The sequence below is a fragment of the Melaminivora alkalimesophila genome, assembly GCF_000282995.1.
Taxonomy (GTDB): Bacteria; Pseudomonadota; Gammaproteobacteria; order Burkholderiales; family Burkholderiaceae_C; genus Melaminivora; species Melaminivora alkalimesophila.
On record NZ_ALEE01000428.1, the window covers coordinates 1 to 25,691 of the forward strand.

Annotated in this window: 30 protein-coding genes and 1 pseudogene; 26 read left to right on the top strand and 5 right to left on the bottom strand. The window is 69.4% G+C overall.

Features of this window, described 5'->3' with window-relative positions; translation table 11 throughout:
* From mlaD to hisA, 13 genes are all read left to right on the top strand, one after another.
* Positions 1-325, top strand: a 325-nt coding sequence (gene mlaD / locus A612_RS08300) for an outer membrane lipid asymmetry maintenance protein MlaD (protein ID WP_019374041.1), incomplete at its 5' end; no start/stop codon positions are given.
* On the top strand, positions 322-1,077 hold the full coding sequence (locus A612_RS08305) for an MlaA family lipoprotein (protein WP_019374042.1): 756 nt from the start codon (positions 322-324) through the stop codon (positions 1,075-1,077). The genes mlaD and A612_RS08305, both read left to right, overlap by 4 nt.
* Before the next feature lie 40 nt (positions 1,078-1,117).
* Positions 1,118-1,762 (top strand): MlaC/ttg2D family ABC transporter substrate-binding protein, encoded by a 645-nt coding sequence (locus A612_RS08310; RefSeq protein WP_019374043.1) that lies wholly within the window; start codon positions 1,118-1,120, stop codon positions 1,760-1,762.
* Between the two features lie 16 nt (positions 1,763-1,778).
* Complete coding sequence (locus tag A612_RS08315) at positions 1,779-2,048, top strand: STAS domain-containing protein (protein WP_040436398.1); 270 nt, start codon at positions 1,779-1,781, stop codon at positions 2,046-2,048.
* A 60-nt stretch (positions 2,049-2,108) separates the two neighbouring features.
* On the top strand, positions 2,109-3,041 hold the full coding sequence (locus tag A612_RS08320; RefSeq protein ID WP_019374045.1) for an ABC transporter ATP-binding protein: 933 nt from the start codon (positions 2,109-2,111) through the stop codon (positions 3,039-3,041).
* Entirely contained in the window at positions 3,038-3,793 is a 756-nt protein-coding gene (locus tag A612_RS08325) for an ABC transporter permease (RefSeq protein WP_019374046.1), read from the top strand. The genes A612_RS08320 and A612_RS08325 overlap by 4 nt, the downstream gene beginning before the upstream one ends.
* Before the next feature lie 40 nt (positions 3,794-3,833).
* Positions 3,834-4,088 carry a BolA family protein gene (locus A612_RS08330; protein ID WP_019374047.1) on the top strand — a complete coding sequence of 85 codons (255 nt, stop codon included), beginning with the start codon at positions 3,834-3,836 and terminating at the stop codon, positions 4,086-4,088.
* 41 nt (positions 4,089-4,129) lie between these two features.
* Positions 4,130-4,780, top strand: coding sequence for an ATP phosphoribosyltransferase (gene hisG / locus A612_RS08335; protein ID WP_019374048.1), 651 nt, complete (start codon positions 4,130-4,132; stop codon positions 4,778-4,780).
* Between the two features lie 16 nt (positions 4,781-4,796).
* Positions 4,797-6,134, top strand: coding sequence for a histidinol dehydrogenase (hisD, locus tag A612_RS08340; protein WP_019374049.1), 1,338 nt, complete (start codon positions 4,797-4,799; stop codon positions 6,132-6,134).
* A 25-nt stretch (positions 6,135-6,159) separates the two neighbouring features.
* The gene (gene hisC, locus A612_RS08345) at positions 6,160-7,284 is read left to right on the top strand and encodes a histidinol-phosphate transaminase (protein ID WP_019374050.1); all 1,125 of its coding nucleotides are present in this window, start codon (positions 6,160-6,162) and stop codon (positions 7,282-7,284) included.
* Positions 7,281-7,919, top strand: a complete 639-nt coding sequence (gene hisB, locus A612_RS08350) for an imidazoleglycerol-phosphate dehydratase HisB (protein WP_019374051.1) — start codon at positions 7,281-7,283, stop codon at positions 7,917-7,919. The genes hisC and hisB overlap by 4 nt, the downstream gene beginning before the upstream one ends.
* 46 nt (positions 7,920-7,965) lie before the next feature.
* Positions 7,966-8,637: an imidazole glycerol phosphate synthase subunit HisH gene (hisH, locus tag A612_RS08355; RefSeq protein WP_019374052.1), complete on the top strand. Its 672-nt coding sequence runs from the start codon at positions 7,966-7,968 to the stop codon at positions 8,635-8,637.
* 88 nt (positions 8,638-8,725) lie between these two features.
* A complete protein-coding gene (gene hisA / locus A612_RS08360) occupies positions 8,726-9,469 on the top strand; it encodes a 1-(5-phosphoribosyl)-5-[(5-phosphoribosylamino)methylideneamino]imidazole-4-carboxamide isomerase (protein ID WP_019374053.1) in 744 nt (247 codons plus the stop codon).
* Between the two features lie 46 nt (positions 9,470-9,515).
* Here hisA and A612_RS08365 read toward each other — a convergent pair whose 3' ends face one another.
* Positions 9,516-10,586: an HlyD family secretion protein gene (locus tag A612_RS08365; RefSeq protein ID WP_019374054.1), complete on the bottom strand. Its 1,071-nt coding sequence runs from the start codon at positions 10,584-10,586 to the stop codon at positions 9,516-9,518.
* Positions 10,583-12,715 (bottom strand): TolC family protein, encoded by a 2,133-nt coding sequence (locus A612_RS08370; RefSeq protein WP_241209534.1) that lies wholly within the window; start codon positions 12,713-12,715, stop codon positions 10,583-10,585. The genes A612_RS08365 and A612_RS08370 overlap by 4 nt, the downstream gene beginning before the upstream one ends.
* Before the next feature lie 38 nt (positions 12,716-12,753).
* Here A612_RS08370 and A612_RS08375 point away from each other — a divergent pair, with 38 nt between their 5' ends.
* The gene (locus A612_RS08375; protein WP_019374056.1) at positions 12,754-13,761 is read left to right on the top strand and encodes an IS5 family transposase; all 1,008 of its coding nucleotides are present in this window, start codon (positions 12,754-12,756) and stop codon (positions 13,759-13,761) included.
* Positions 13,762-13,930: 169 nt separating this feature from the next.
* On the opposite strand, the gene A612_RS08380 is transcribed toward A612_RS08375, so the two are convergent.
* Positions 13,931-15,256: a glycosyltransferase family 2 protein gene (locus tag A612_RS08380; protein ID WP_019374057.1), complete on the bottom strand. Its 1,326-nt coding sequence runs from the start codon at positions 15,254-15,256 to the stop codon at positions 13,931-13,933.
* A 6-nt stretch (positions 15,257-15,262) separates the two neighbouring features.
* Complete coding sequence (locus tag A612_RS08385; RefSeq protein ID WP_040436390.1) at positions 15,263-16,657, bottom strand: TackOD1 domain-containing metal-binding protein; 1,395 nt, start codon at positions 16,655-16,657, stop codon at positions 15,263-15,265.
* A gap of 232 nt (positions 16,658-16,889) precedes the next feature.
* Here A612_RS08385 and galE point away from each other — a divergent pair, with 232 nt between their 5' ends.
* The 10 genes from galE to tatC all read left to right on the top strand — a co-directional run bounded on the left by galE (position 16,890) and on the right by tatC (position 23,345).
* A complete protein-coding gene (galE, locus tag A612_RS08390) occupies positions 16,890-17,909 on the top strand; it encodes a UDP-glucose 4-epimerase GalE (RefSeq protein ID WP_019374059.1) in 1,020 nt (339 codons plus the stop codon).
* Positions 17,910-18,067: 158 nt separating this feature from the next.
* Complete coding sequence (hisF, locus tag A612_RS08395) at positions 18,068-18,847, top strand: imidazole glycerol phosphate synthase subunit HisF (RefSeq protein ID WP_019374060.1); 780 nt, start codon at positions 18,068-18,070, stop codon at positions 18,845-18,847.
* Positions 18,848-18,951: 104 nt separating this feature from the next.
* Positions 18,952-19,350: a phosphoribosyl-AMP cyclohydrolase gene (hisI, locus tag A612_RS08400; protein ID WP_011804225.1), complete on the top strand. Its 399-nt coding sequence runs from the start codon at positions 18,952-18,954 to the stop codon at positions 19,348-19,350.
* Between the two features lie 6 nt (positions 19,351-19,356).
* The gene (locus A612_RS08405) at positions 19,357-19,755 is read left to right on the top strand and encodes a phosphoribosyl-ATP diphosphatase (protein WP_011804226.1); all 399 of its coding nucleotides are present in this window, start codon (positions 19,357-19,359) and stop codon (positions 19,753-19,755) included.
* Positions 19,755-20,141 carry a DUF4870 family protein gene (locus tag A612_RS08410; RefSeq protein WP_012655727.1) on the top strand — a complete coding sequence of 129 codons (387 nt, stop codon included), beginning with the start codon at positions 19,755-19,757 and terminating at the stop codon, positions 20,139-20,141. The genes A612_RS08405 and A612_RS08410 overlap by 1 nt, the downstream gene beginning before the upstream one ends.
* On the top strand, positions 20,134-21,174 hold the full coding sequence (locus A612_RS08415) for a patatin-like phospholipase family protein (RefSeq protein WP_019374062.1): 1,041 nt from the start codon (positions 20,134-20,136) through the stop codon (positions 21,172-21,174). The genes A612_RS08410 and A612_RS08415 overlap by 8 nt, the downstream gene beginning before the upstream one ends.
* Before the next feature lie 39 nt (positions 21,175-21,213).
* Entirely contained in the window at positions 21,214-21,573 is a 360-nt protein-coding gene (locus A612_RS08420; protein ID WP_040436401.1) for a histidine triad nucleotide-binding protein, read from the top strand.
* A gap of 94 nt (positions 21,574-21,667) precedes the next feature.
* Positions 21,668-21,919 (top strand): Sec-independent protein translocase subunit TatA, encoded by a 252-nt coding sequence (tatA, locus tag A612_RS08425; RefSeq protein ID WP_019374064.1) that lies wholly within the window; start codon positions 21,668-21,670, stop codon positions 21,917-21,919.
* 43 nt (positions 21,920-21,962) lie between these two features.
* On the top strand, positions 21,963-22,469 hold the full coding sequence (locus A612_RS08430; protein ID WP_040436394.1) for a Sec-independent protein translocase subunit TatA/TatB: 507 nt from the start codon (positions 21,963-21,965) through the stop codon (positions 22,467-22,469).
* Between the two features lie 81 nt (positions 22,470-22,550).
* Positions 22,551-23,345, top strand: coding sequence for a twin-arginine translocase subunit TatC (gene tatC / locus A612_RS08435; RefSeq protein ID WP_019374066.1), 795 nt, complete (start codon positions 22,551-22,553; stop codon positions 23,343-23,345).
* A gap of 35 nt (positions 23,346-23,380) precedes the next feature.
* On the opposite strand, the gene A612_RS08440 is transcribed toward tatC, so the two are convergent.
* Entirely contained in the window at positions 23,381-24,523 is a 1,143-nt protein-coding gene (locus A612_RS08440; protein WP_040436395.1) for a S1C family serine protease, read from the bottom strand.
* Between the two features lie 87 nt (positions 24,524-24,610).
* Between A612_RS08440 and A612_RS08445 the strand changes: the two genes are divergently transcribed.
* On the top strand, positions 24,611-25,366 hold the full coding sequence (locus tag A612_RS08445; protein ID WP_019374068.1) for a Nif3-like dinuclear metal center hexameric protein: 756 nt from the start codon (positions 24,611-24,613) through the stop codon (positions 25,364-25,366).
* A 66-nt stretch (positions 25,367-25,432) separates the two neighbouring features.
* A pseudogene (locus A612_RS08450) lies at positions 25,433-25,691 on the top strand (hypothetical protein); the annotation flags it as partial.

Sequence of the window (25,691 nt, forward strand, 5' to 3'; positions counted from 1 at the left end):
CAAGCCGCAGGCGGCGGTGCGCAGCGCGGGTGTGGTGGTGGGGCGGGTGAAGTCGATCGGCTTCAACGACACCACCTACCAGGCGAGCGTGACGCTGGAGCTCGACCCGCGCTACGCCTTCCCGCGCGACAGCTCGCTCAAGATCCTGACCAGCGGCCTGCTGGGCGACCAGTACATCGGCATCGAGCCGGGCTTCGAGGAAGCCCGCTTGGCCGAGGGCGACACCATCACCGCCACGCAGTCCGCCGTGGTGCTCGAGAACCTGATCGGCCAGTTCCTCTACGGACGCGCCGAGGAATCCGCCACTGCCGGAGGCTCCCCATGAAAACCCACGCCGTGCCCGGCCCCCGGGCCTCCTCCTGCGCCGTGCGCCGTGCGGCCGCGCTGGTGTGCAGCGCGCTGCTCCTCGGCTGTGCCTCCGCGCCGGGCGCCAGCCCGCAGGATCCTTTCGAGCACTACAACCGCGCCATGGCCGGCTTCAATGAGCGGGTCGACGAGGCCGTGCTGCGCCCCGCCGCCACGCTGTACCGCGACGCCACGCCGCAGCCGGTGCGCAGCGGCGTGCGCAATTTCTTCGCCAACCTCGGCGATGCCTGGTCGCTGGTGAACAACCTGCTGCAGCTGCGCGGGCGCGAGGCCTTCGACAGTCTGGTGCGCTTCAACGTGAACACGGTCTTCGGCCTGGGCGGGGTGCTGGACATTGCCAGCGAGATGGGGATCGAGCGCCACAAGCAGGACTTCGGCCTGACGCTCGGGCGCTGGGGCGTGCCGGCCGGGCCGTACGTGGTGCTGCCGTTGCTCGGGCCCTCGACGGTGCGCGACAGCGCGGCGCTGCCGGTGGACTGGTGGGGCGACGGCGTGCGCCAGTTCAGCCCCGTCTCGGCGCGCAACTCGCTGGTCGGCCTGCGCGCCGTGGACCGGCGGGCCAACCTGCTGGGCGCCACCGAGGTGCTCGACAACGCGGCCCTCGACCGCTACCTGCTGACGCGCGACCTGTATCTGGGGGCGCGCAGCGGCACTTCCGGGCGGCTGGGCGATCCAAGCGGCGATGCCGGTCGCCTGCCTGACGATTACTGAGGGGCGACCCACGCCACTGCAGACACCAAGGAGTGTTTCCATGACGATTCGAGTCGAACGCCGCCAGCTGCTGGCCGGGGCCGCTGCCCTGGGCGCCGCGGCCTGGCTGGGAGGGCCGCGCGCCGCGCATGCGGCCGACGAGGCTCCCGATGCGCTGATCCGACGCCTCTCCGACGAGGTGCTGGAGCTGCTCAAGAAAGACCAGACACTGCGCTCGGGCGACGTGGACTACATCATCGCCCTGGCCGACCGCACCATCATGCCGCACGTCAACTTCCGCCGCATGACGGCGGGCGCGGTCGGGCCGGCGTGGCGGCGCGCCACGCCCGAGCAGCAGGCGCGCCTGGAGCAGGAGTTCAAGCAGCTGCTGGTGCGCACCTACGCCGGCGCGCTGTCGCAGGTGACGGACCAGAGCATCGTGGTGCGGCCACTGCGCGCCGCACCCGAGGACAAGGACGTGCTGGTGCGCACCGAGATCCGCGGCCGCGGCGAGCCGGTGCAGCTGGACTATCGCCTGGAGAAGACGCCGGGACAGGGGGCCGGCTGGAAGATCTACAACTTCAACGTGCTGGGCGTGTGGCTGGTCGACACCTACCGGACCCAGTTCGCCCAGGAAGTGAATGCCCGCGGCATCGAGGGCCTGATCGAGGCGCTGTCCAGGCGCAACCGGGGCGGGCAGGGCTGACACCGTGGAGGGCACCGTGCTGCGCCTTCCCGCGGAGCTGACGCACCGCCAGGCGAGCGCCTGCCTGCGCCAGCTCATCGCGGCGCTGCCGGCCGGGCAGGGCGGCGCGGTGGTGGTCGATGCCTCGGCGCTCACCACCTTCGACTCCTCGGCGCTGGCGGTGCTGCTCGAATGCCGCCGCGCGGCCGCGCGCGCGGGCCGGGCGCTGGCGGTGCGCGCGATGCCCGCGGGGCTGGCCAGCCTGGCGCAGCTCTACCGGGTGGACGGCTTGCTGCCGGCCGGCTGAGGGCGGGCGGGGGATTGGACCGACCGGCAGGCGGGCTGCGGCTTAGAATGCCCGGTTCCCATGGCCGCCGTATCCTTTCAATCCGTCTCCAAGGTCTTCGACACGCCCAAGGGCCCCTTCCAGGCGCTCGACGGCGTGAGCCTGGAGATCGAGCAGGGCGAATTCTTCGGCCTGCTCGGGCCCAACGGCGCCGGCAAGACCACGCTCATCAGCATCCTCGCCGGCCTGGCGCGCGCCAGCAGCGGCAGCGTCAGCGTGCTCGGCCACGACGTGCAGTCCCAGTTCGCCGCTGCGCGCCGGCAACTGGGCGTGGTGCCGCAGGAGCTGGTGTTCGATCCCTTCTTCAACGTGCGCGAGACGCTGCGCCTGCAGTCGGGCTATTTCGGCGTGAAGAACAACGACGCCTGGATCGACGAGCTGCTGGAGAGCCTGGGCCTGGCCGACAAGGCGGGTTCCAACATGCGCCAGCTCTCGGGCGGCATGAAGCGGCGCGTGCTGGTGGCTCAGGCGCTGGTGCACAAGCCGCCGATCATCGTGCTCGACGAGCCCACCGCCGGCGTGGACGTGGAGCTGCGCCAGACGCTGTGGCAGTTCGTCGCGCGCCTGAACCGCGAAGGCCACACGGTGCTCCTGACCACCCACTACCTGGAGGAGGCCGAGGCGCTGTGCACGCGCATCGCCATGCTGCGCCGCGGCCGGGTGGTGGCGCTGGCGCGCACCTCCGAGCTGCTGGGCGCGGCCTCGGCCAAGGTGCTGCGCTTCAAGACGGACGACGCGCTGCCGCCGGCGATCGCCGCGCAGGCGCGCGTGACGGGCCGCGTGGCGCAGCTGCCCGCGCAGGATGCGCAGGAGATCGAGCAGCACCTGGCCACGCTGCGCGCCGCCGGCGTGCGCGTGGAGGACGTGGAGATCCGCCAGCCCGACCTGGAGGACGTGTTCCTGAACGTCATGGCCGATGCCGCCCAGGGCGCAGGGGAAGGGGCCGCGCCATGACCGGCTGGCGCATGCTGCTGTACAAGGAGGTGCTGCGCTTTTGGAAGGTGAGCTTCCAGACGGTGGCGGCGCCGGTGCTGACGGCGCTGCTGTACCTGCTGATCTTCGGCCATGTGCTGGAAGACCGGGTGCTGGTCTACGACCGCCTGAGCTACACGGCCTTCCTGGTGCCGGGGCTGGTAATGATGAGCATGCTGCAAAACGCGTTTGCCAACAGCTCGTCCAGCCTGATCCAGAGCAAGATCATGGGCAGCCTGGTGTTCATCCTGCTCACGCCGCTGTCGCACCGCGCCTGGTTCGCCGCCTATGTGGGCGCCTCGGTGCTGCGCGGGCTGATGGTCGGCGTGGGCGTCTTCCTTGCGACGCTGTTCTATGCCTCGCCGCAGTTCGCCGCCCCAGGGTGGATCCTGGTGTTCGGGCTGCTGGGGGCGGCGCTGCTGGCGACGCTGGGCGTGATCGCCGGTCTGTGGGCCGACAAGTTCGACCAGATGGCGGCCTTCCAGAATTTCCTGATCATGCCCATGACCTTCCTGTCGGGCGTGTTCTATTCGATCCAGTCGCTGCCGCCGTTTTGGCAAAAGGTGAGCCACCTGAACCCCTTCTTCTACATGATCGACGGCTTTCGCTACGGCTTCTTCGGCATGAGCGACGTCTCGCCGTGGCTGAGCCTGGCGATCGTCGGCACGGCCTGGGCGCTGGTGAGCCTGCTGGCGCTGCACCTGCTGCGCATCGGCTACAAGGTCCGCGGCTGACCGAGGCCGAATCCTTTTCCTGATTCCCGGAGGGCACCCCATGACCGCAGAACAACTCAAGGACATCATCCGCGCCGGCCTGGCCTGCGAGCACCTGGAGCTCGAAGGCGACGGCCGCCACTGGTTCGCGACCATCGTCTCGCCGGAGTTCGAGGGCAAGCGCCAGATCCAGCGCCACCAGCGCGTCTACGCCACGCTCGGCGCGCGCATGGCGACCGACGAGGTGCACGCGCTGTCCATGAAGACCCTCACGCCCGCCGAATGGCAGCAGGCGCAGGCCGAGGGCGCCGCCTGAGCGCGCCTTGCCCCACCCCCCTTGCAGCAGCTCCCCGCCCCATGACCCCGCAGATCACTCTGGCCCTGTCCAAGGGCCGCATCTTCGACGAGACGCTGCCGCTGCTGGCCGCGGCGGGCATCGAGGTGCTGGAAGACCCCGAGACCTCGCGCAAGCTGATCCTGCCGACCAACCGGCCGGACGTGCGGGTGGTGCTGGTGCGTGCCACGGACGTGCCGACCTACGTGCAATATGGCGGCGCGGACATCGGCGTGGCCGGCAAGGATTCGCTGCTGGAGCACGGCGGCCAGGGCATGTTCCGCCCGCTCGACCTGCAGATCGCGCGCTGCCGCGTGAGCGTGGCGGTGCGCGCCGACTTCGACTACGCCCAGGCCGTGCGCCAGGGCGCGCGCCTGAAGGTCGCGACCAAGTACACCCACATCGCGCGCCAGTTCTTCTCGGCCAAGGGCGTGCACGTGGACCTGATCAAGCTCTATGGCAGCATGGAGCTGGCGCCGCTGATCGGCATGGCCGATGCCATCGTGGACCTGGTCTCCACCGGCAACACGCTGCGCGCCAACGACCTGGTGGAAGTCGAGCAGATCATGGACATCAGCTCGCACCTGGTCGTCAACCAGGCGGCGCTCAAGCTCAAGCAGGCGCCGCTCAAGCGCATCATCGACGCCTTCGCGCGCGCCATCGCGCAGGACTGATCCCGGAACGCCGACCATGAACCTCGTCGCCTCGCCCGCCCGCCTGTCCACCGCCTCGAACACCTTCGAGCAGGAATTCGCGCTGCGCCTGCACTGGTCCGCCGAGGAGGACGCCGCCATCGAGCAGCGCGTCGAGGCCATCCTGGCGGATGTGCGCGCGCGCGGCGACGCGGCGCTGCTGGAGTACACCCAGCGCTTCGACGGCCTGCATGCCTACGGCGTGCACGAGCTGGCCCTGCAGCCCGATGAGCTCAAGGCCGCCTTCGACGGGCTGCCGGCCGAGCAGCGCGAGGCCCTGGCCGCCGCCGCCGGGCGCATCCGCCGCTACCACGAGGCGCAAAAGCGCGCCGGCGGCGAGAGCTGGAGCTTTCGCGACGAGGACGGCACGCTGCTCGGCCAGAAGGTGACGCCGCTCGACCGCGTGGGCATCTACGTGCCCGGCGGCAAGGCAGCCTACCCGAGCAGCGTGCTGATGAACGCCATCCCCGCGCAGGTCGCGGGCGTGGCCGAGATCGTCATGGTCGTGCCCACGCCGCAGGGCGCGAGAAACCCGCTGGTGCTGGCCGCCGCGCACGTCGCCGGCGTCACGCGCGCCTACACCGTGGGCGGCGCCCAGGCGATCGCTGCAATGGCCTACGGGACCGCGACCATCCCGAAGGTCGACAAGATCACCGGCCCGGGCAACGCTTACGTGGCAAGCGCCAAGCGGCGCGTGTTCGGCACCGTGGGCATCGACATGATCGCCGGCCCGAGCGAGATCCTGGTGCTGGCCGACGGCAGCACGCCGCCCGACTGGGTGGCGATGGACCTGTTCTCGCAGGCCGAGCACGACGAGCTGGCGCAATCCATCCTGCTGTGCCCGGACGCCGCCTACATCGACGCCGTGCAGCAGGCCATCGAGCGCCTGCTGCCCGAGATGCCGCGCGCCGAGATCATCGCCAAGAGCCTGGACGACCGTGGTGCGCTGATCCTCACGCGCGACATGGAGGAAGCCTGCGCCCTGGCCAACCGCATCGCGCCCGAGCACCTGGAAGTCGCCAGCCGCGAGCCGCACCGCTGGGAGCCGCTGCTGCGCCACGCCGGCGCGATCTTCCTCGGGGCCTGGACCAGCGAATCGCTGGGCGACTACTGCGCGGGGCCGAACCACGTGCTGCCGACCAGCGGCACGGCGCGCTTTTCCTCGCCGCTCGGGGTGTACGACTTCCAGAAGCGAACCAGCCTCATCGAGGTCAGCGAACAGGGGGCGCAGGGCCTGGGCCGCATCGCCAGCGTCCTGGCACGCGGCGAGGGCCTGCAGGCACATGCCCGTGCGGCCGAGATGCGCCTGCGGGGCGACGCCGCGCCTGCGGCCTGAGCGAAGATCCGCGACGGAGCAAGCCATGAACACGCACACCCCCGACCGCCTGGCCGCCGCCCTGGCGCGCATCCGCCCCGACGTGCGCGCCATGCAGGCCTACCACGTCGCGCCCTCCGACGGGCTGCTGAAGATGGACGCGATGGAGAACCCCTTCGGCCTGCCACCGGAACTGCAGGACGCCCTGGGCGAGCGCCTGGGGCGGCTGGCACTCAACCGCTATCCGGGATCCCGCCAGGAAGAGCTCAAGGCCGCGCTCGCGCGCCACGCCGGGGCGCCCGAGGGCAGCGCCATCGTCCTGGGCAATGGCTCGGACGAGCTGATCACGCTGCTGGCCCTGGCCTGCGCCCAGCCGCAGGAAGGCGGCCGCGCCACCATGCTCGCGCCCGTGCCGGGCTTCGTCATGTACCCCTTGAGCGCGCAGCTGCAGGGCCTGGACTTCGTGGGCGTGCCGCTCACCGAGGACTTCGAGCTCGATGAGCCCGCGATGCTCGCGGCGATTGCCGAGCACCGCCCGGCCCTCACCTACCTGGCCTATCCGAACAACCCCACGGCCACGCTGTGGAACGAGGGCGCGGTCCAGCGCATCATCGACGCAGTGGCGCAGCACGGCGGCATCGTCGTCATGGACGAGGCCTACCAGCCCTTCGCGCGCCGCAGCTGGGTCGAGAACCTGCGCGCCGAGCCGGCGCGCCACGGCCACGTGCTGCTGATGCGCACGCTGTCCAAGTTCGGCCTGGCGGGCGTGCGCCTGGGCTACCTGATCGGCCCCGCGCCGCTGGTGGCGGAGGTGGACAAGGTGCGCCCGCCCTACAACGTGAGCGTGCTCAACTGCGAGGCGGCGCTGTTCGCCCTGGAGCACGCCGAGGTCTTCGCCGCGCAGGCGGCCGAACTGCGCCGCGAGCGCGACGCCCTGATCGCGCAGCTGCGCGCGCTGCCGGGCGTGCGCCGCGTCTGGGACAGCCAGGCCAACATGGTCCTGGTGCGCGTGCCCGATGCGGCGCGCACTTTCACGGGGATGAAGGACCGCAAGGTTCTCGTCAAGAACGTTTCTACAATGCATCCGCTGCTGGCGGGCTGCCTGCGCCTCACGGTGGGCAGCCGCGAGGACAATGCCCGCATGCTGGCAGCGCTTTCTGCTTCGCTATGACTTCCTCTGCACTCGTTCCTTCCTCCAGCGCCGCCGATCCGCTGGCCGACCGCACCGCCGAAGTCGCGCGCAATACCGCCGAGACGCGCATCCGCGTGCGCGTGAACCTCGACGGCACCGGCCAGTCGCGCCTGGGCACCGGCATCGGCTTCTTCGACCACATGCTCGAGCAGATCGCGCGCCACGGCATGATCGACATGGACGTCGATTGCGACGGCGACCTGCACATCGACGGCCACCACACGGTCGAGGACGTCGGCATCACGCTCGGCCAGGCCTTCGCCCGCGCCGTGGGCGACAAGAAGGGCATCCGCCGCTACGGCCACGCCTACGTGCCGCTCGACGAGGCACTCTCGCGCGTGGTCATCGACTTCTCCGGGCGCCCGGGCCTGCACCTGAACATCCCGTTCACGGCGGCGAGCATCGGCGGCTTCGACACGCAGTTGACCTACGAATTCTTCCAGGGCTTCGCCAACCACGCGGCCGCCACGCTGCACATCGACAACCTCAAGGGCATCAACGCGCACCACCAGTGCGAGTCGGTGTTCAAGGCCTTCGCCCGCGCGCTGCGCGCCGCCCTGGAGCGCGACCCGCGCGCCGCCGGGATCATCCCCTCCACCAAGGGCGCCCTTTGAGCCTGGGCCCAACGGCACCGGCCGGGCACGCCCCAGGCCCGCGACCATGAACACAGCCTCCCGCACGCTCGTCGCCATCGTCGACTACGGCATGGGGAACCTGCGCTCCGTGGCGCAGGCGCTCCGGGCCGCGTCCCAGGGCCTGGACGTGGAGGTGCGCATCACCGCACAGGCGCACGAACTGGCGAGTGCCGACCGGGTGGTGCTGCCGGGGCAGGGCGCGATGCCGGACTGCATGGCCGGCCTGCGCACGAGCGGGCTGCTGGAGCCGCTCCTGCAGGCGGCGCGCACGCGGCCGCTGTTCGGCGTGTGCGTCGGCATGCAGATGCTGCTCGACCACAGCGCCGAGGGCGACACCCCGGGCCTGGGGCTGGTTCCCGGCCAGGTGCAGAAGTTCGCACTCGAGGGGCGCACCCAGCCGGACGGCAGCCGCTGCAAGGTGCCGCAGATGGGCTGGAACCGCGTGCGCCAGGCCCGTCCAGAGGGACGCGCCCACCCCCTGTGGGCCGGGGTGCCGGACGACGGCTGGTTCTATTTCGTGCACAGCTACCACGCGCTGCTGCGCGACCCGGCGCACTGTGCCGGCGAGGCCGACCATGGCGGGCCCTTCGTCGCGGCGCTCGCGCGCGATAATCTTTTCGCCACCCAGTTCCACCCCGAGAAGAGCGCGGCGCACGGCTTGCAGCTGTACCGCAATTTCCTGACCTGGAAACCCTGAGAACCCCGCTTTTTCAACCGGCCCGACCGGGTGCTCCGCGCCACCGACCGTCGCTGGCCCACCCCGGCCCCCTGCTTCCCTTCCGACCATGCTGCTCATTCCCGCCATCGACCTCAAGGACGGACATTGCGTGCGCCTCAAGCAAGGCGACATGGACCAGTCGACCACCTTCGGGGAAGACCCGGCCGCCATGGCGCGGCGCTGGCTCGACGCCGGCGCGCGGCGCCTGCACCTGGTCGACCTGAACGGTGCCTTTGCCGGCCAGCCGAAGAACAAGGCGGCCATCAAGGCCATCCTGGCCGAGGTCGGTGACGACATCCCGGTGCAGCTCGGCGGCGGCATCCGCGACCTGGACACCATCGAGCGCTACATCGACGCCGGGCTGCGGTACGTCATCATCGGCACGGCCGCGGTGAAGAACCCGGGCTTCCTCAAGGACGCCTGCAGCGCCTTCGGCGGCCACATCATCGTGGGCCTCGATGCCAAGGACGGCAAGGTGGCCACCGACGGCTGGAGCAAGCTCACCGGCCACGAGGTGGTTGATCTGGCGCGCAAGTTCCAGGACTGGGGCGTGGAATCCATCATCTACACCGACATCGGCCGCGACGGCATGCTCTCGGGCATCAATATCGAGGCTACGGTGAAGCTGGCCCAGGCCCTCACCATCCCAGTGATCGCCTCGGGCGGCCTGGCCGGCATCGCGGACATCGAGAAGCTCTGCGAAGTCGAAAACGAAGGCGTGGAAGGCGTCATCTGCGGGCGCGCGATCTATTCCGGCGACCTGGATTTCGCAGCCGCGCAGCATCGCGCCGACGAGCTGAGCCTGGCCTGAGCCCGGGCGGCCCCGGTGCTTTCACCCGGCGGCGTATGCGGCCGGGTCAGAACCAGCGGCTGGCCACCCAGTCGAAACGCACATCCAGCGGCAATTGGTGGATGTGGTAGGGCGCGGGCAACGGCTCCAGCGCCTGGAGTTTCACCACGATGGACGGCGTGCGCGGGGTCAGCGGCGACACGCGGTCGGCCGGCGGGCTTTGCGCCTCCATCATGAGCCCCACCACTTTCGCGCGCACCTTGCCCCCGTCCATGAAATGCAGCGTGGCCATGCGGCCGACTTGCGCGTAGCGCGCCTTGTCGGGCGGCAGGTAGGCATGCACCAGCGGTTCCCCGCGCCGCTGCAGTACGGCGACCTCCGTGCCCTGGGCTACCCAGTCCCCCGGGCGCACCAGGGCCTGCACCGCGGTGGCGGCAAAGGGCGCAAGGGCGGTGCCGGGCTGCGCGGGCGCAGCTTCATCTGCGGGGGGCTGTGGCGTTGCAGGCGCTGCCGGGGCCGGCATGGCAGCCGGCACACGCGCCATCAACATGCGCTGCTCGCGCACATCGGCGCGGGCACGGCTGAGGTCCGCCTCGGCCTGCAGGACCTGAAAGCGCAGGTTGTCCACTTCCTGGCGTGTGGCGGCCCCTTGCTCGCGCAAGCCCTGCATGGTGTGCAGCCTTTCCTGCTGGATCGCCAGCCGGCGGCTGGCCAGGCGCTCGGCCTCGGTCAGCAGCGCCAGCTTGGCGGCGTAGGCCTGCGCCTGGGCGGGTTCCGGCGCATGCGGCGTGGGGCTTGGCGTGGCGGCAGGCGGTGCGGAGGTGTCCGTCGGCGTGCGCTCCAGCGCCATCACGGGCTGGCCGGGTTCCAGCGGTGCGCCGGGCGCCGCCACGAATGCCACGCGGCCGGCGGCCGGTGCGCGCAGGGTGGCCTGCTCCAGCACGACCTGGGCCGGCGTACTCTCCCACCAGTAGGCGATGCCGAAGCGGACCAGCAGGTAGGCGGGGGCCACCAGCACCATGGCGAGCAGCAAATACCAGCGCCAGCGCGGCACGCGGCGCTTGGCGGCTGCATAGCGCACTTCCAGGCCGTTGGTTTCCTGCGCCGAGGTGGGCGGCGCGTCAAAATTGATCTTCAAGGCCGAGCCTCCCTATAGTCTTCCCACGACTGCACCACGACGCCCCCAAAGCCGGGCAGGCCGGCCAATTGGTGTGCCAGCGCATCCCAGCGCTGCAGGGACCGGGCCTTGCCCAACGCGAAGCTGCTCTCTTGCGCCGGCAGCGCGGATTCGATGCTTTGCGCGACCGCGATACGCAACCCCGCTGGCGCCGCTGACAACAACGGCCGGGCGAGGGTGGCGGTGCGCTCGGGGTTGTTCACGTAGAGCATCGCCACCACTTCGCCGACCCCGGCTGCGTGTACGCGTGCGGCAAAACCGGGTTGCTGCAGTTCACGGTAGTGTGTCGTCAGGGCCAGGGGCCAGGGAGCCGCGGCGCGCACCGCCTGCAGCGTGTCGATGAGGTGGCGGCTCCAGTCGCGCTGCTGGGCAGCGGGAAGCTGGCTGCGCTCCAGGTCCAGGTGCAGGGCGTCGGCGGGCAGGTCGCGCAAGGACTCCACCAGGGCCAGCAGTCGCGCGCGCTCGTGGGGCAACACCCAGGTAGGCTCACCCAGCAGCAGTTCGAGCGTCAGCTGCCGTGCCTGCGCCTGGGCGCGCAGGGCCATCCACCGCGCCCGGCCGTCGGGCCGTGCCAGGGCCTGCAACTGCGCCGCCGTGAACGACAGCAGCAGGCGGCGGCTGCGAGGGGGCAGTTCGTCCAGTTGCGCGGGCTGGTCCAGCAGGGCTTGCCCCTGCCACACGTACCAGCCCAGGCCGGTCTCGCCGGGCACCGCCTTGGCGGAGGCCGGTGCCGTGCCCCCGGCCAGCGCGGCGACCGTCGCGGCCCAGGGATCGGGTGCCGCGGGGGCGTCGTGCCAGGCCAGCGTGCATCCATCGCCCAGGGCCAGTACGTCCAGGGCGGCCAGGTCGCGCCGCTCGGCACCGTCCACCACCTGCACGGCGGCTTGGTACAGCGCATAGCGCGTGGTGAGCAGCTTGGAATAGCCGTCACCGTCGAAGGCGTTCAGGCGCAACTGCGCGATCCGAAGCGCCTCGGCCGCGGCCTGCTGGCGGTGCTGGTGGCCCGCCATTTCCTTGTCGCGCAGCCGATAGGCGGCCAGGGCCTGCTGGGCCGCGGCCTCCAGTTCGCTGCGGCGCAAGGCCAGCAGCGCCTGAGCGCGGTCGATCTCGCCCTGCGCCTGGGCCAGGGCCGCGTCGCGCTGGCTGCGCCACTGCAGCGGCAGAGAAAAATCAACGCCCACGCGCGTGCTGTGGCCCGTGGGGCCGCCGATGTCACGGCTGAACGACTGCGCCAGCGAGACACTGGCTTGCACCCCTTCCAGGCGCGCATGCTGCTGGCGCTGCAGGGCTGCGTCCACCTCCTGTTGTGCCAGCGTGACTGCGGGGGATCGGTCCAGCGCCGCTGCGCCGGGGGCCAGGCAGGTCTGGGGCCAGGCAGGTTCCTGCGTCTGCACCGCTGCGGCGGGCTGTCCCGTCAGGCGCTCGATCTCGGCGCGGGCCAGATCCCGCGCGGCACTCTGGCTGTCATGCGTCGCCTGCACGATGTTGAACAGGCCGCCGAGGTCCAGCCGGTCGGCCTCCAGCAGCACGCCAGCGGCGTGTCGGCTCGCCAATTGCTCCTGCGCCTCGGCGCGCACCCGCAGGAAGGCGTCCGCCAGGCGGATGCGCTCCACACTGCGCAGGTGGCGCACATACGCGCGGCGCACGGCAAGCACGGCCTCGTTTTCCATCTGCAGGCGGCGCAGTCGGCTTTGCTCCACGGCATGCTGGGCATCGTCCACCGTGCGTTGCTGCGCCGCGCGCGTGCCCAGCAGGGGCCAGCGCACCCCCAGGTGCATCTGGGTGCGTTGATAGTCGCGGCTGAGGGTATCGGTCACCGCCTCGCGCGCGTTGTCCACGCCCGCGCCGCCAAACAGCTGGGCACCACTGCCCGCCTGCAGGGCGGCGCTGCGCTGCTCGGCCACGGTAACGTCCGCCTGCGCCAGCCGGGCCGATGGGGCGAAGGCGCGGGCGCGGTCCTCCAGCTGCGTGAGGGAGACCGGCGGGCTGGCGTGGGCCGCGGCGCCCTGCGGGCCCGCGCAGATGCAGGCCAGCAGAGCGATCAGGGTGTGACGGGGGCTGCGCTGGAACATGTCAGGAAAGGTCTGCAAAACCTCCTCTCAGCCCCTCATGATGAGACAATAGCGACATGAAGCAGATGAGTCTGGAGGCGCCGATGTATACGGGCTTTGAGCTGCGCGCCAAGCGCACCCGCAAGCGTGCGTTTTTGGAGCAGATGGACCGTGTGGTGCCGTGGGCAGAGTTGGTCGCACTCATCGAGCCGTATGCGCCGAAGGCGGGTCCCAAGGGTGGGCGGCCACCCTTTGCGGTAGAGAAGCTGCTGAGGATTCATTTTTTGCAGCAGTGGTTTGGTCTGTCGGACCCGGCGGTGGAGGAAGCCTTGTACGACACGCCGCTGCTGGCGAGCTTTGTTGGTCTGGACCTGGGGGTGGATGTCGTGCCGGATGAGAGCACCATCCTGCGCTTTAGCGAAAGCTTCGCTTTTCGCCACCTGCTGGAGCAACACGGCCTGAGCCAGCGTATCCTCGAGACGGTCAATCGCATCCTGACCGAGCGTGGCCTCATGCTCAAGAGCGGCACCATCGTGGATGCCACGCTCATTGCTGCTCCCAGCTCGACCAAGAACGCCCGCCGTGAGCGCGACCCTGAGATGCACCAGACGAAGAAGGGCAACCAGTGGTACTTCGGCATGAAAGCGCACGTTGGGGTCGACGCCGAGACAGGGCTGGTACACACGGTGGTGGCCACCGCTGCCAACGTCTCGGATGTGACGCAGGCGCATCGGCTCTTGCACGGGCAAGAGACCGACGTCTTTGCCGATGCGGGCTATCAGGGAGTGGACAAGCGAGCGGAAAACCAGGGCAAGCAAGTCGCTTGGCACGTGGCCATGCGGCCGGGCAAGCGCCGGGCATTGGACAAGCGCACTTTTCTTGGCCAGGTGATGGATGCCTTGGAACGCACCAAGGCGCGCATTCGTGCCAAGGGTGAGCATCCGTTTCGGGTACTCAAATGCCAGTTTGGCTACCGCAAGACGCCCTATCGAGGCTTGGCCAAGAACGGCGCGCAGCTCAACGTCCTGTTTGCGCTGGTCAATCTGTGGCTGGCGCGCAAAGCCTTGCTGGCTGCGACGGGATAAGTGCGCCCGCAGTGGGCTCACTGGGGCCGGATGAGGCTGCAGAGGGCCCACGAAGGGGCTTGCTGGAGCCCAAGAACCGTTCAGCATCTGTTTCGATCCCATCCTACGAAACGATATTGACCCTGAACTCGTCGCCACGAACGAGTGGGCGGGGTAGTGCAGAGGTTCCTCAGAACTTGGTCTTGCGCAGCACCCACCAGGGCGCCATGGACGAGTCCAGGTGGGACTTCATGAACATCTCGGCCATGATGGAGAACGAGCAGTGGATGCGGTTGACGAAGGCAAAGAGGGGAAACAGCGGCAGGAAGCCCAGGTACCACACGTCGTCCCGCGGCCGCTCGGATACGGCCACGACGTACAGCAGGAAGTAAAACAGCAGCGCGGCCAGGTAGGCGAGGTAGATGAAGGCCAGCACGCCCATCACCACCCCCAAGGGCATGGTGAAGAGCATGGTGCCGGTGTACGCCACGATCAGGAACGGCAGCACGAGCTGCATCAGCAGGCCGTTCACGATGACGAACAGGAAGTTGCGCCAGCCCAGCAGGCGCGGGCGCAGGTTGAAGCGGAACTTGCGGATGAAGATGTAGAACATGTCTCCATCCCAGCGCAGGCGCTGGCGAAAGAAGACACGCCAGGTGTCCGGGGCGTCCGTGTGCCCGACGGCGTGCGGGTCGAACACGATGCGCAGGTCCGGGTGCCGGCCGAAGTACTGCTTGATGCGCATCGTCATGTCCAGGTCTTCGGCGGTGCCGGCGTCCCACCCGCCCAGGTTGCGCAGGAACCGGGTGCGGAAGACGCCGAACGCGCCGGAGATGTTGTTGACGATGTTGAACTCCGACAGTCCGGTCTTGCCCGCGCCGATGGAGAGCATGTATTCCAGTGCCTGCAGCCGCGTGACCAGCGAGCGCTTGGCGTTGCGCACGCGCAGGTTACCCGCCACGGCCACGACGCCCGGGTCATCGAAGTGGCGCGTGGCGTTGCGCACCATGTCGTTATCGAAAGAGGTGTCGCCGTCCAGTGCCATCACCACCTCGCCCGTGGCAATGTACAGGCCCGCATTCAGCGACGACACGCGTCCCCCGCGCTGCCACTTGGGCAGCACCACCAGGCTGCGGCGCTGGGTGCCTGCCAGCAGCGACTGCGCGCGCCGCGCGGCGCGCAGCGTGGGGCCGTTTTGCAGCGCCCCGTCGATCACGGCGATGATCTCGATGAAGCCGGGGTACAGCTGTTGCGCCAGCGACCCGATGGTCTTGCCCACGTCCTCCCCCTCGGAATAGCAGGTGATGACGCACGACACGCGCGGATAGGCTTCGCGCTGGCGCAGCGGGCGGTGCTCACGCAATCCGTACTTCACCATGCCTGCGGTGACCAGCAGGAAGAAGGGCGCCTCCAAGAACACGACGAACGGAAAGAACTTGAGCGCCAGCTCCACCCAGTTCTGCTGGCTGGAGCTGGCGAACAGCGTCCCGAAGGCAAAGACGGCGGTGTCCCACATGCGGCGTCAGGCCTGGTCGAGCAGCCGTTCCATCAGCGCCGCTGCGCTGTCTCCGGCACGCAGGTCCTGCGGCATCTGAAGATGGCGGATGCGCGCCTGCAGCGCCGATGGGGCAGCCGCCACCGTCTGGTCGGACAGCGCGCGCTGCAGTCGCGCGGACAGGCCTGCGGGGTCGGAGAACGGCAGGAACAGCCAGAGCTTGTCCTCCTGCGTGCGGGTGGTGATGTCTGACGTGCGCAGCAATTCGTGCAGGCGGCGCGCGAACTCGTCCAGCAGCAGGAAGACGCGCGCGGCCCCCAGCTCCTCGATGAGTTCCGTGGCGTTGGTGAACTCGATCAGCATGAGCCCGAACCGCATCTCCGGATGGCGCGTGGTCACGGCCAGTGCCCAGTCGAGCATGCGCCGGAAATGGGGCGCCTCAACGTAGTTGGCGGTGTCGAGCGCCGCAAACGACTCCTGGATCTGCCCTGCGCGCAGCGCGGTGCGGCCGTGTGCGCTCAGGCGCAGGCTGGCGACTTCGCGTACATCCAGGGCACTGGGCGCGCAGCTGGTGCGGCAGGCCAGGCAGCGTGCCTGCGTCGTGGTCTCCACGAACACGTGATGGCAGCTCCCGCAGGCGTATTGCGTCAGCGGGCGGTCATAGTCCACACCGATGTGGCGCAGCGCCGCGCTGCACTGGGGGCAGGAGAGACCGCCGTCGTGGTGGAAGTCGCTCTCGGGCGCCACATGCCCGCAGGAGAAGCAGTGCAGCGAGGCTTCCTTGCGGATCTGCAGGCTGGAGCAGTGCGGGCAGACGTCGATGTAGTGGATGTGAGCGCTGCCGCAGGTGCGGCAGTGGCGCGTGCGGTCCACGAGTTGGGCGGGTTCCAAGAGCTTGCGGCGCACCAGGGTCGCGAGGCAGGCACCGGGATCCTCGCCCCGCTGCGCCAGGGCGTCCACCACGGGATAGTGGTAGAGCATGGGGTGCGTGAGCGTGCACTGCGGCGCCAGCTCCATCGCGTCGCGCACGTACAGGAAGTACAGCACGCGCTCTTCCAGGCGCATGTCCGTCAGGGCCAGGCGCAGGCTGCGGCGTACGGCCAGGCTGCGCTCCGCGCGGGCCACCGCGTCGGCATAGGGTGCGGCGGTGTCGGCCAGCACGGAGGCTTTGCCCTCGCCGGGGGCCACCACGGCCAGGCGGTCCCACCAGGGGCTGCGGCGCAACTGGAGAATCAGATCGTCCGCGGCGGGAGCATCCCACCCCTCCAGGTAAAAACCGAGGGGCTGCACGGACGACTGCGTGAAGGCGTCCCAGGAATCGAAGACCTGGGCCTGGGGCTGTGCCGGAACCGGTTGTCCCGAGGGCCGCAGCACGACCATGGATTCGGCGGGGGGCGTGGCGGAAGAGGGCGATACAGTCATTTGGAACGGAACGCACCGCGCGCTGTCGGCACAGGCGGTTGATCAGCAAAAAGAGGGTGGATAGCGGCCAATAACCCACGCCCATCCGCGCGCGCCTGCCCTGCGGGAAGAGCGCCGGCGGCCGTAGGGCGCAAGCCAAGGTTACCCGATTACAACGCGCCCCGGCCTCACGCGGTTGAATGAAGCCCGGCGGTACAGTCATGGCTTTGCGTATTTTCGAGGGCGAGAGGACATGATTCTTGTAACCGGGGGCGCGGGCTTCATCGGCACCCACACCTGCGCGGCCCTTGCCGATGCAGGCATTCCCACCTTGCTGCTCGACAACTTCAGCAACAGCCGCCGCAGCGTGCTGGACCGCCTGGCGCGCATCACCGGCAAGCCAGTAGCGTGCGTCGAGGGGGACGTGCGCGACGCGCAGTTGCTGCGGCAACTGTTTGCGTCCCACCCCATTGAGGGCGTGATCCACTTCGCCGCGCTCAAGGCCGTGGGCGAATCGGTGCGCGAGCCGCTGCGCTACTACGAAAACAACGTGGCGGGGACGGTGAGCCTGCTGCGCGCCATGCAGGCGGCCGGCGTGCGCACGCTGGTGTTTTCCTCCTCGGCCACGGTGTATGGCGATCCGGCGAGCCTGCCCATCCGCGAGGACTTCCCGCTGTCGGCCACCAACCCTTACGGCTGGAGCAAGCTGATGATGGAGCAGGTGCTGGCCGATGTGGACCACGCCGAGCCCGGCCAGTGGCGCATTGCGCGGCTGCGCTACTTCAACCCCGTGGGCGCGCACGAGAGCGGGCTGATCGGCGAGGACCCGCAGGACATTCCCAACAACCTCATGCCCTACGTGGCCCAGGTGGCCACGGGCCAGCGCGAGGTGCTGAGCGTGTACGGCGGCGACTACCCCACGCCCGACGGCACGGGCGTGCGCGACTACATCCACGTGTGCGATCTGGCCGAGGGCCACGTGGCCGCGCTGCGCTACCTGCGCGCGCATCCGGGGCTGCTCACGGTGAACCTCGGCACGGGACGGCCGGTGTCGGTGCTGGAGATGGTGCGCGGCTTCGAGCAGGCCAGCGGCCGTGCCGTGCCCTACCAGGTGGTGGCGCGCCGCCCCGGCGATGTGGCCGCCTGCTGGGCCGACCCAGCCCTGGCCGAGCGCCTGCTGGGCTGGCGCGCGCGGCGCGACCTGCAGGCCATGTGCCGGGATGCCTGGCGCTGGCAGGATGGCGAGGCGCGCCGACTGGGTGATGCTCCTTGATTGATAGCTGGTCGCGCTTGTCAGTCAAGGAATTGATGGGGGAAATGGTTTGGAAACCAAATCCGACGAGCGCGAAAAGCTATTGATTCAATAGCTGAGCACGGCGCCGCCCATGGTATCTTGCGGCCCTTCTTCTTCAACAGCCGGAGTGCTGGCGCATGCTTGCCAAACGCATCATTCCCTGCCTTGACGTGACCGGTGGTCGTGTCGTCAAGGGTGTCAACTTTGTCGAGCTGCGCGACGCGGGCGATCCGGTGGAGATCGCCGCGCGCTACAACGAGCAGGGCGCCGACGAGCTCACCTTCCTGGACATCACCGCCACCAGCGACGAGCGCGACCTGATCCTGCCCATCATCGAGGCCGTGGCCAGCCAGGTCTTCATCCCCCTGACCGTAGGCGGCGGCGTGCGCACCGTGGAAGACGTGCGCCGCCTGCTCAATGCGGGTGCGGACAAGACCAGCTTCAACTCCGCCGCGATCGCCAACCCCGACGTCATCAGCCAGGCCTCGGCCAAGTACGGCGCGCAGTGCATCGTCGTGGCCATCGATGCCAAGCGCCGCCAGGGCGCGGAAGTGGCCGAGCGGGGCGAGGGCTGGGATGTGTACAGCCATGGCGGGCGCAAGAACACCGGCCTGGACGCCGTGCAGTGGGCCGTGGAGATGGCGCGCCGCGGTGCGGGCGAGATCCTGCTGACCAGCATGGACCGCGACGGCACCAAGAGCGGGTTTGATCTGCAACTCACCCGTGCGGTGAGCGACGCCGTGGGCGTGCCCGTGATCGCCTCGGGCGGCGTGGGCAACCTGGACCACCTGGCCGATGGCGTGCAGCAGGGCGGCGCGGATGCGGTGCTGGCGGCCAGCATCTTCCACTACGGTGAGTTCACCGTGCGCCAGGCCAAGGAGCGCATGCGCGAGCGCGGCATCCCCGTGCGGCTCTGACGCCGCGAATGGATGCCAAAAAGGCCTGTAGCGCGCTTCCAGCAAGCGTTTTAAGCTATAAAAAAAGTAGCGAACATGGGTGTTGTAGCTGCCGATGACCGACAATGGACACCATGAACTGGCTTGATCAAGTGAAATGGGATGCGCAGGGCCTGGTGCCCGTGATTGCGCAGGAGGCCGCCACGGGCGACGTGCTGATGTTCGCCTGGATGAACCGCGAGGCGCTGGCCAAGACCGCCGAGCTGGGCCGCGCCGTGTACTACAGCCGCTCGCGCGGCAAGCTGTGGTTCAAGGGCGAGGAGTCGGGCCATGTGCAGCAGGTGCATGACATTCGCCTGGACTGCGACAGCGATGTGGTGCTGCTGAAGGTGACGCAGCTGGGCCACGAGCCCGGCATTGCCTGCCACACGGGTCGTCACAGCTGCTTCTTCAACGCTCTCCAGAATGGCGCTTGGCAGGCTGTCGATCCGGTCTTGAAAGACCCCGAATCCATCTACAAATAAGAAGCCATGACCCGCACCGATACCCATGCCCCTCTGTCGCAGGACGCGCTTGCGCGGCTGGCCGGCGTCATCGAGAGCCGCAAGCCCGCCAACGGCGGCGACCCTGACAAGAGCTACGTCGCGCGGCTGCTGCACAAGGGGCCTGACGCCTTCCTCAAGAAGGTGGGCGAGGAGGCGACCGAGGTGGTCATGGCGGCCAAGGACTTGGACCATGGCGCGGACAAGGCCAAGCTGGTGTACGAGGTGGCCGACCTGTGGTTCCACTCGATGATTGCGCTGGCGCACTACGGGCTTGCCCCCGCCGACGTGATTGCCGAGCTGGAGCGCCGCGAGGGCATCAGCGGCATCGAAGAAAAGGCCCTGCGCAAGGCCGCAGCCCGCAGCAGCGAAGAAGGAGGTGCGTGATGAACAACGATATCGTCGACGTGGAGCCCAGCGAGCGGGCCGAATCCCTCAAGACGGTCGGATGGGTCAGCTATATCCTGCACCTGATCGTGGCCGTGGCGGCGGTGCTGCCGGGCGCGCAGCCTAGCGCCGCGCTGCTCATCGTCGCGCTGGTGATCGACCTGGTGAAGAAAAGCGATGCCGCGGGTACCTGGCAGGCCAGCCATTTCTCCTGGCGCGTGCGCACCGTGATCTGGGCCGGCGTGCTGTACGCGGTCACTGCGCCGCTGTGGCTGGTTTTCTTTTTTCCGGGTTGGATCGCCTGGGGCCTGATCTCCATCTGGTTCCTCTACCGCATCGTGCGCGGCATGGTGGCCATGAACAAGGGGCAGGCCATCGATGCCTGAGCAGGGCGCGCCGCAGCGGCTCAACCTCGCGCTGCAGGGCGGCGGCTCGCATGGCGCGCTGACCTGGGGCGTGCTGGATGCGTTGCTCGAAGACGGCCAGTTCCTCATCGACGGCGTGAGCGGCACCAGCGCCGGTGCCATGAATGCCGTTGCGCTGGCTCACGGATTCGCCCAGGCCGCGCGGGGACACAAAGACCCGCTGGAGGCGCACCGCGCCGGCTGCGAACTGGCGCGCGCCACGCTGGCGCGGCTGTGGGAAGGCGTGGGCACACTCGGCAGCCTGACCTGGGGCATCCCCTTGCCCGGTGCCGGGCCGCTGCTGGGCATGATGTCCCACTGGCTGTCGCCCTACCAGACCAATCCGCTGGACATCAACCCCCTGCGGAGGGTGCTGGAGCGCGAGGTGGACTTCGAGGCCCTGGCTTCTGCGCGTGCGCCGCAGTCCAGCACTGTGCCGCAGGTGTTCGTGTGCGCGACCAATGTGCGCACGGGGCGCGGGGAGATTTTCACCGCCAAGCGGCTCAGCGCCGATGCCGTCATGGCCTCGGCCTGCCTGCCGCTGCTGTTCAAGGCGGTGGAGATTGACGGCGAGCATTACTGGGACGGTGGCTATTCCGGCAATCCCGCGCTGCACCCGCTGATCTACAAGACCGACTGCGCCGATGTGCTGCTGGTGCAGATCAACCCCATCGAGCACCAAGGCGTGCCCGACAGTGCCAGCGAGATCATGGAGCGCATGAACGAAGTCACCTTCAACGCCGCCCTGCTGTCCGAGCTGCGCGCCATCGAGTTCGTGCGGCGGCTGCTGGCCGAAGGCAAGCTGGACGCGCGCCGCTACAAGAGCGTGCGCATGCACCGCATCGATGGTGGCGCGGTGCTCGAGCCGTTCGGAGCTGCCAGCAAGCTGCGGGCGGACCTGGCCTTCGTGCGCCGCTTGTTCGACCTGGGCAGGGCGGCCGGCCAGGATTGGCTGCAGGCCCACCGGGCGGACGTGGGCGTGCGCACCACGGTCAACATCGCCGACAATGCGTGACCTTTCCACTGCCTGTTGACCGCCTTTTCGCCCTCCGCCATGCAGCACGACCCGAACTGCCTCTTCTGCAAGATCATCGCCGGCCAGATCCCCTCGAAGAAGGTGTACGAGGACGAGCGGGTGTTTGCCTTCCACGACATCCACCCCTGGGCGCCGGTGCATTTTCTCGTGGTGCCTAAGGTCCATCTGCACTCCATGGCAGCGGTCACGCCCGACCACGCGGACCTGCTGGGGCACATGATGACGCTGGCGCCCAAGCTGGCGCAGGAGCAGGGCTGCAACCCTTATCCGGACGGAGGATTCCGCATCGTGGTAAATACCGGTTCCGAGGGCGGCCAGGAGATCCACCACCTGCACATGCACGTGATCGGCGGCCCACGTCCCTGGAAGAAGGGCTGAGACCGCCCGCGGGGCGTGGCTCGACAGGGGATCTGCGCAGCGTGGGCATGGCCCCAGCGCCTAAAATGGCGCGCATTCATCAGGAGAGATATCCATGGGTTCGTTTTCCATCTGGCACTGGCTGGTCGTGCTGCTGATCGTGGTCCTGGTGTTCGGCACCAAGAAGCTGAAGAACATCGGCTCGGACCTGGGCGGTGCGGTCAAGGGCTTCAAGGACGGCATGCGCGAAGGCTCCGCCGACGAGCCGGCCGCGCCCGCCAACCCGCCCGTGGGCCAGGTGACCGGCAACCCGCCGGCCACCGCCGACCGCAACACCATCGACGTGGAAGCCCAGCGCAAGGGCTGATGGCCGGCCTGCGCACATCGCCGGCTGCCTGGGGCGTGGCACCATGATCGAACTCGGCCTATCAAAGATGGCGCTGATCGGCGCCGTCGCGCTCATCGTCATCGGCCCGGAGAAGCTGCCGCGCGTCGCCCGCACGGTGGGCACGCTGCTGGGCAAGGCGCAGCGCTACGTCGCCGACGTCAAGGCCGAGGTGAACCGCTCGATGGAGCTCGACGAGCTGCGCAAGATGAAGGAGAGCGTCGAGAGCGCGGCGCGCGAGGTCGAGCGCAGCATCCACACCAGCGCCAGCGACTTCCAGCGCGGCCTGGACGAGACGGTGGCCGGCCTGGAGGCCGCGGGCGACGCCGGCTTCCCGCTCGACGAGGGGGCCAGCTACCCGGACGGCAGCCCCGCCACAGCCGTCGTCCCGAGCTACCGCCACCCGGGCAAGAAGTGGCGCCTCAAGCGCGCTGCCGTGCCCCACTGGTACAAGGCGCGCGCCGGAGTGCGCACCCACGTGCAGTCCGGTGCGGCGCGCGTGGCGCGCTTTCGGCCGCGCAGGTTCCATTGATTCCCTTCTTCGGGCACGCTGCGCAGCAGCCGGCGTGCCGCCCCCGGCAGCGTGCGCGCAGCCGCTGCCTTCTCCTGTCCCATGTCCAAGCACCCTGATCCCGAAGACGAGCTGGCCGGCACCGAACAGCCCTTTGTCGAGCACCTGATGGAGCTGCGCGACCGGCTGGTGCGCGCCGTCGTGGCGGTGGGCCTCGTGGCCGCGGTGCTGTTCGTCTGGCCCGGCCCGGGGCGGCTGTACGACCTCTTGGCGGCGCCGCTGGTGGCCCACCTGCCGCAGGGCTCGACCATGATCGCCACCTCGGTGATCTCGCCCTTCATGGTGCCGCTCAAGATCCTGTTGCTGGCGGCCTTCCTGATTGCGCTGCCCTTCGTGCTCTACCAGGTCTGGGCCTTCGTTGCGCCGGGCCTGTACTCGCACGAGAAGCGCCTGGTGCTGCCGCTGGTGGTCTCCAGCACGCTGCTCTTCTTCCTGGGCGTGGCCTTCTGCTACTTCCTCGTCTTCGGCCAGGTCTTCGCCTTCATCCAGAGCTTCGCGCCCAAGAGCATCACGGCGGCGCCGGACATCGAGGCCTACCTGGGCTTCGTCATGACCATGTTCCTCGCCTTCGGGCTGGCTTTCGAGGTGCCGATCGCGGTGGTGGTGCTGGCGCGCCTGGGGGTGGTGAGCGTGGACAAGCTCAAGAGCTTTCGCGGCTACTTCATCGTCGCCGCCTTCGTGATCGCCGCCATCGTCACGCCGCCCGACGTGGTCTCGCAGCTGGCGCTGGCGATCCCGATGTGCCTGCTCTACGAAGTGGGGATCTGGGCGGCGCGGCTGTTCATCCGCCACACCCAGGCGCCCGGCGAGGAGGGCCGCCCCGGGCCCACCGCCTGAGGGCGCCCCGCGCCGGGTCGCCGGTGCGCTGCGCCTCAGCGGCGCATCTGCAGCTGGCGCGGCCGGGTGCCGGCCACCACCGAGACCTCCAGCCGCTCGTCGCCGCGCTGCAGCTCGAAGCGGGCCGGCGTGCCCGGCTTGAGCGCCGCGACGGCGGTGAGCAGCTGCGGCACGGTGTTGGTGGCCTTGCCGTCCACCTTCAGGATCACGTCGCCGGGGCGCACGCCGGCCTGCGCGGCCGGGCCGCCTTGCAGCACGCCGGTGATGATCACGCCCTCGGTGGCGCGCACCCCGAAGGTCTGCGCCAGTTCGGGTGAGAGTTCGTTGGGCTCCACGCCGATCCAGCCGCGCGTGACCTGCCCATCGCGCACGATGCCGTCCAGCACCAGCCGTGCCGTGGAGACGGGAATCGCGAAGCCGATCCCCATGCTGCCGCCCGAGCGCGAGTAGATGGCGGTGTTGATGCCCATCAGGTGGCCATTCACGTCCACCAGCGCCCCGCCCGAGTTGCCCGGATTGATGGCGGCATCGGTCTGGATGAAGTTCTCGAAGGTGTTGATGCCCAGCTGGCTCCTGCCCAGCGCCGAGACGATGCCGCTGGTCACCGTCTGCCCGACGCCGAAGGGGTTGCCGATGGCCAGCACCTGGTCGCCCACCGCCAGCTGGTCGGAGTCCCCCAGCACGATCACCGGCAGCTTGTCCAGCTGGATGCGCAGCACCGCCAGGTCGGTCTCCGGGTCGGTGCCGATGACGCTGGCGCGCGCGCGTCGGCTGTCCGACAGCGTCACCTCGATTTCGTCGGCGCCCTCGACCACATGGTTGTTGGTCAGGATGTAGCCCTCCGGGCTGATGATCACGCCACTGCCCAGGCCGGTCTGGGCCTGCAGGCCCTGGTCGCCGAAGAAGAACTGGAACCAGGGGTCGTTGCTGCGCGGGTGGCGCACGGCCTTGCTGGTGGTGATGCTCACCACCGCTGGCGCGGCCTTGCGCGCGGCGGCGCTGAAGCTGCCCGCGGCGGGCTGGGCGGCGGGCGCCGAAGGCGCCTCGATGACGGAGATGCCGGCGCTGGTGGTGGTCATGCCGCGCTGCAGCCAGCTGGGCTGCAGGGTCGCGACGACGAAGTAGGCCGCGACCAGGACCGTCACGGCTTGGGAGAACAGCAACCAGTAGCGCTTCATGGCATCGGGGCGAAGAAAGGGGGAAACCCCGATTGTCGCGCGACTGCCGGCTGGCGCGGTGGGACGGTGGCGGCACAATGCGTGGGCATGAGCATCCACAGAAACGAACTCGTGGCGCACCTGGACGCCTTGCTGCAGCCAGGGAACTTCAAGGACTACGGCCCGAACGGCCTGCAAGTCGAGGGCCGGCCCCAGGTCGCGCGCATCGTCAGCGGCGTCACGGCCAGCCGGGCGCTGATCGACGCCGCCATCGAGGCGCGCGCCGACACCCTCCTGGTGCACCACGGGCTGTTCTGGCGCGGCATGGATGGCCGCATCACGGGCTGGCTGAAAGCGCGCATCCAGCGCCTGCTGGCGCACGACATCAACCTGGTCGCCTACCACCTGCCGCTCGATGCCCATCCGACGCTGGGCAACAACGCGCAACTGGGCGCCTTGCTGGGCTGGCAGTGGGATGCGCGCTTCGGCGAACACGATCTGGGCTTCTGCGCGCCCTGCGACGTGGCAAGCCCGCAGGCCCTGGCAGAGCAGGTGCAGCAGGCGCTGGGCCGCGCCGTGACGCTGGTGGCGCCGGACGGCCCGCCGCGACCCATCCGCCGCATCGCCTGGTGTTCGGGCGGCGCGCAAGGCTGGTTCGAGGCGGCGATCGCGGCCGGCGCGGACGCCTTTCTCACGGGCGAGATCTCCGAGCCGCAGGCCCACCTGGCGCGCGAGACCGGCGTGGCCTTCCTCGCCGCCGGACACCATGCCACCGAACGCTATGGGGCGCCGGCGGTGGCCGCGCACGTGGCGGCCGAACTGGGGCTCGAGCACCAGTTCATCGACATCGACAACCCGGCCTGACGAGGCTGCCACACCGCGCCCCCGCGCCCCCGCGCCGCACCGCGCGTACCGCAGAGAGCTGTCCCGATGCCTGAAACCCCCGCACCCCCCGGCCTGCCGCTGGCCATCACCCAGGGCGATCCGGCCGGCATCGGCCCGGAAATCGTCGCCAAGGCCTTTCGCGACGCCCCGCAGGTGCTGGCCGGGGCCTTCGTCGTCGGCGATGCCGCCACCATGGCGCGGGCGCTGGCCTGCATCGAGCAGCCCGGCCGGCCGCGGCTGGCGGTGCAGCGCATCGGGCACTGGGACGGGTTGCGCCACGTGCGCGAGATGCGCCGGCAGATCG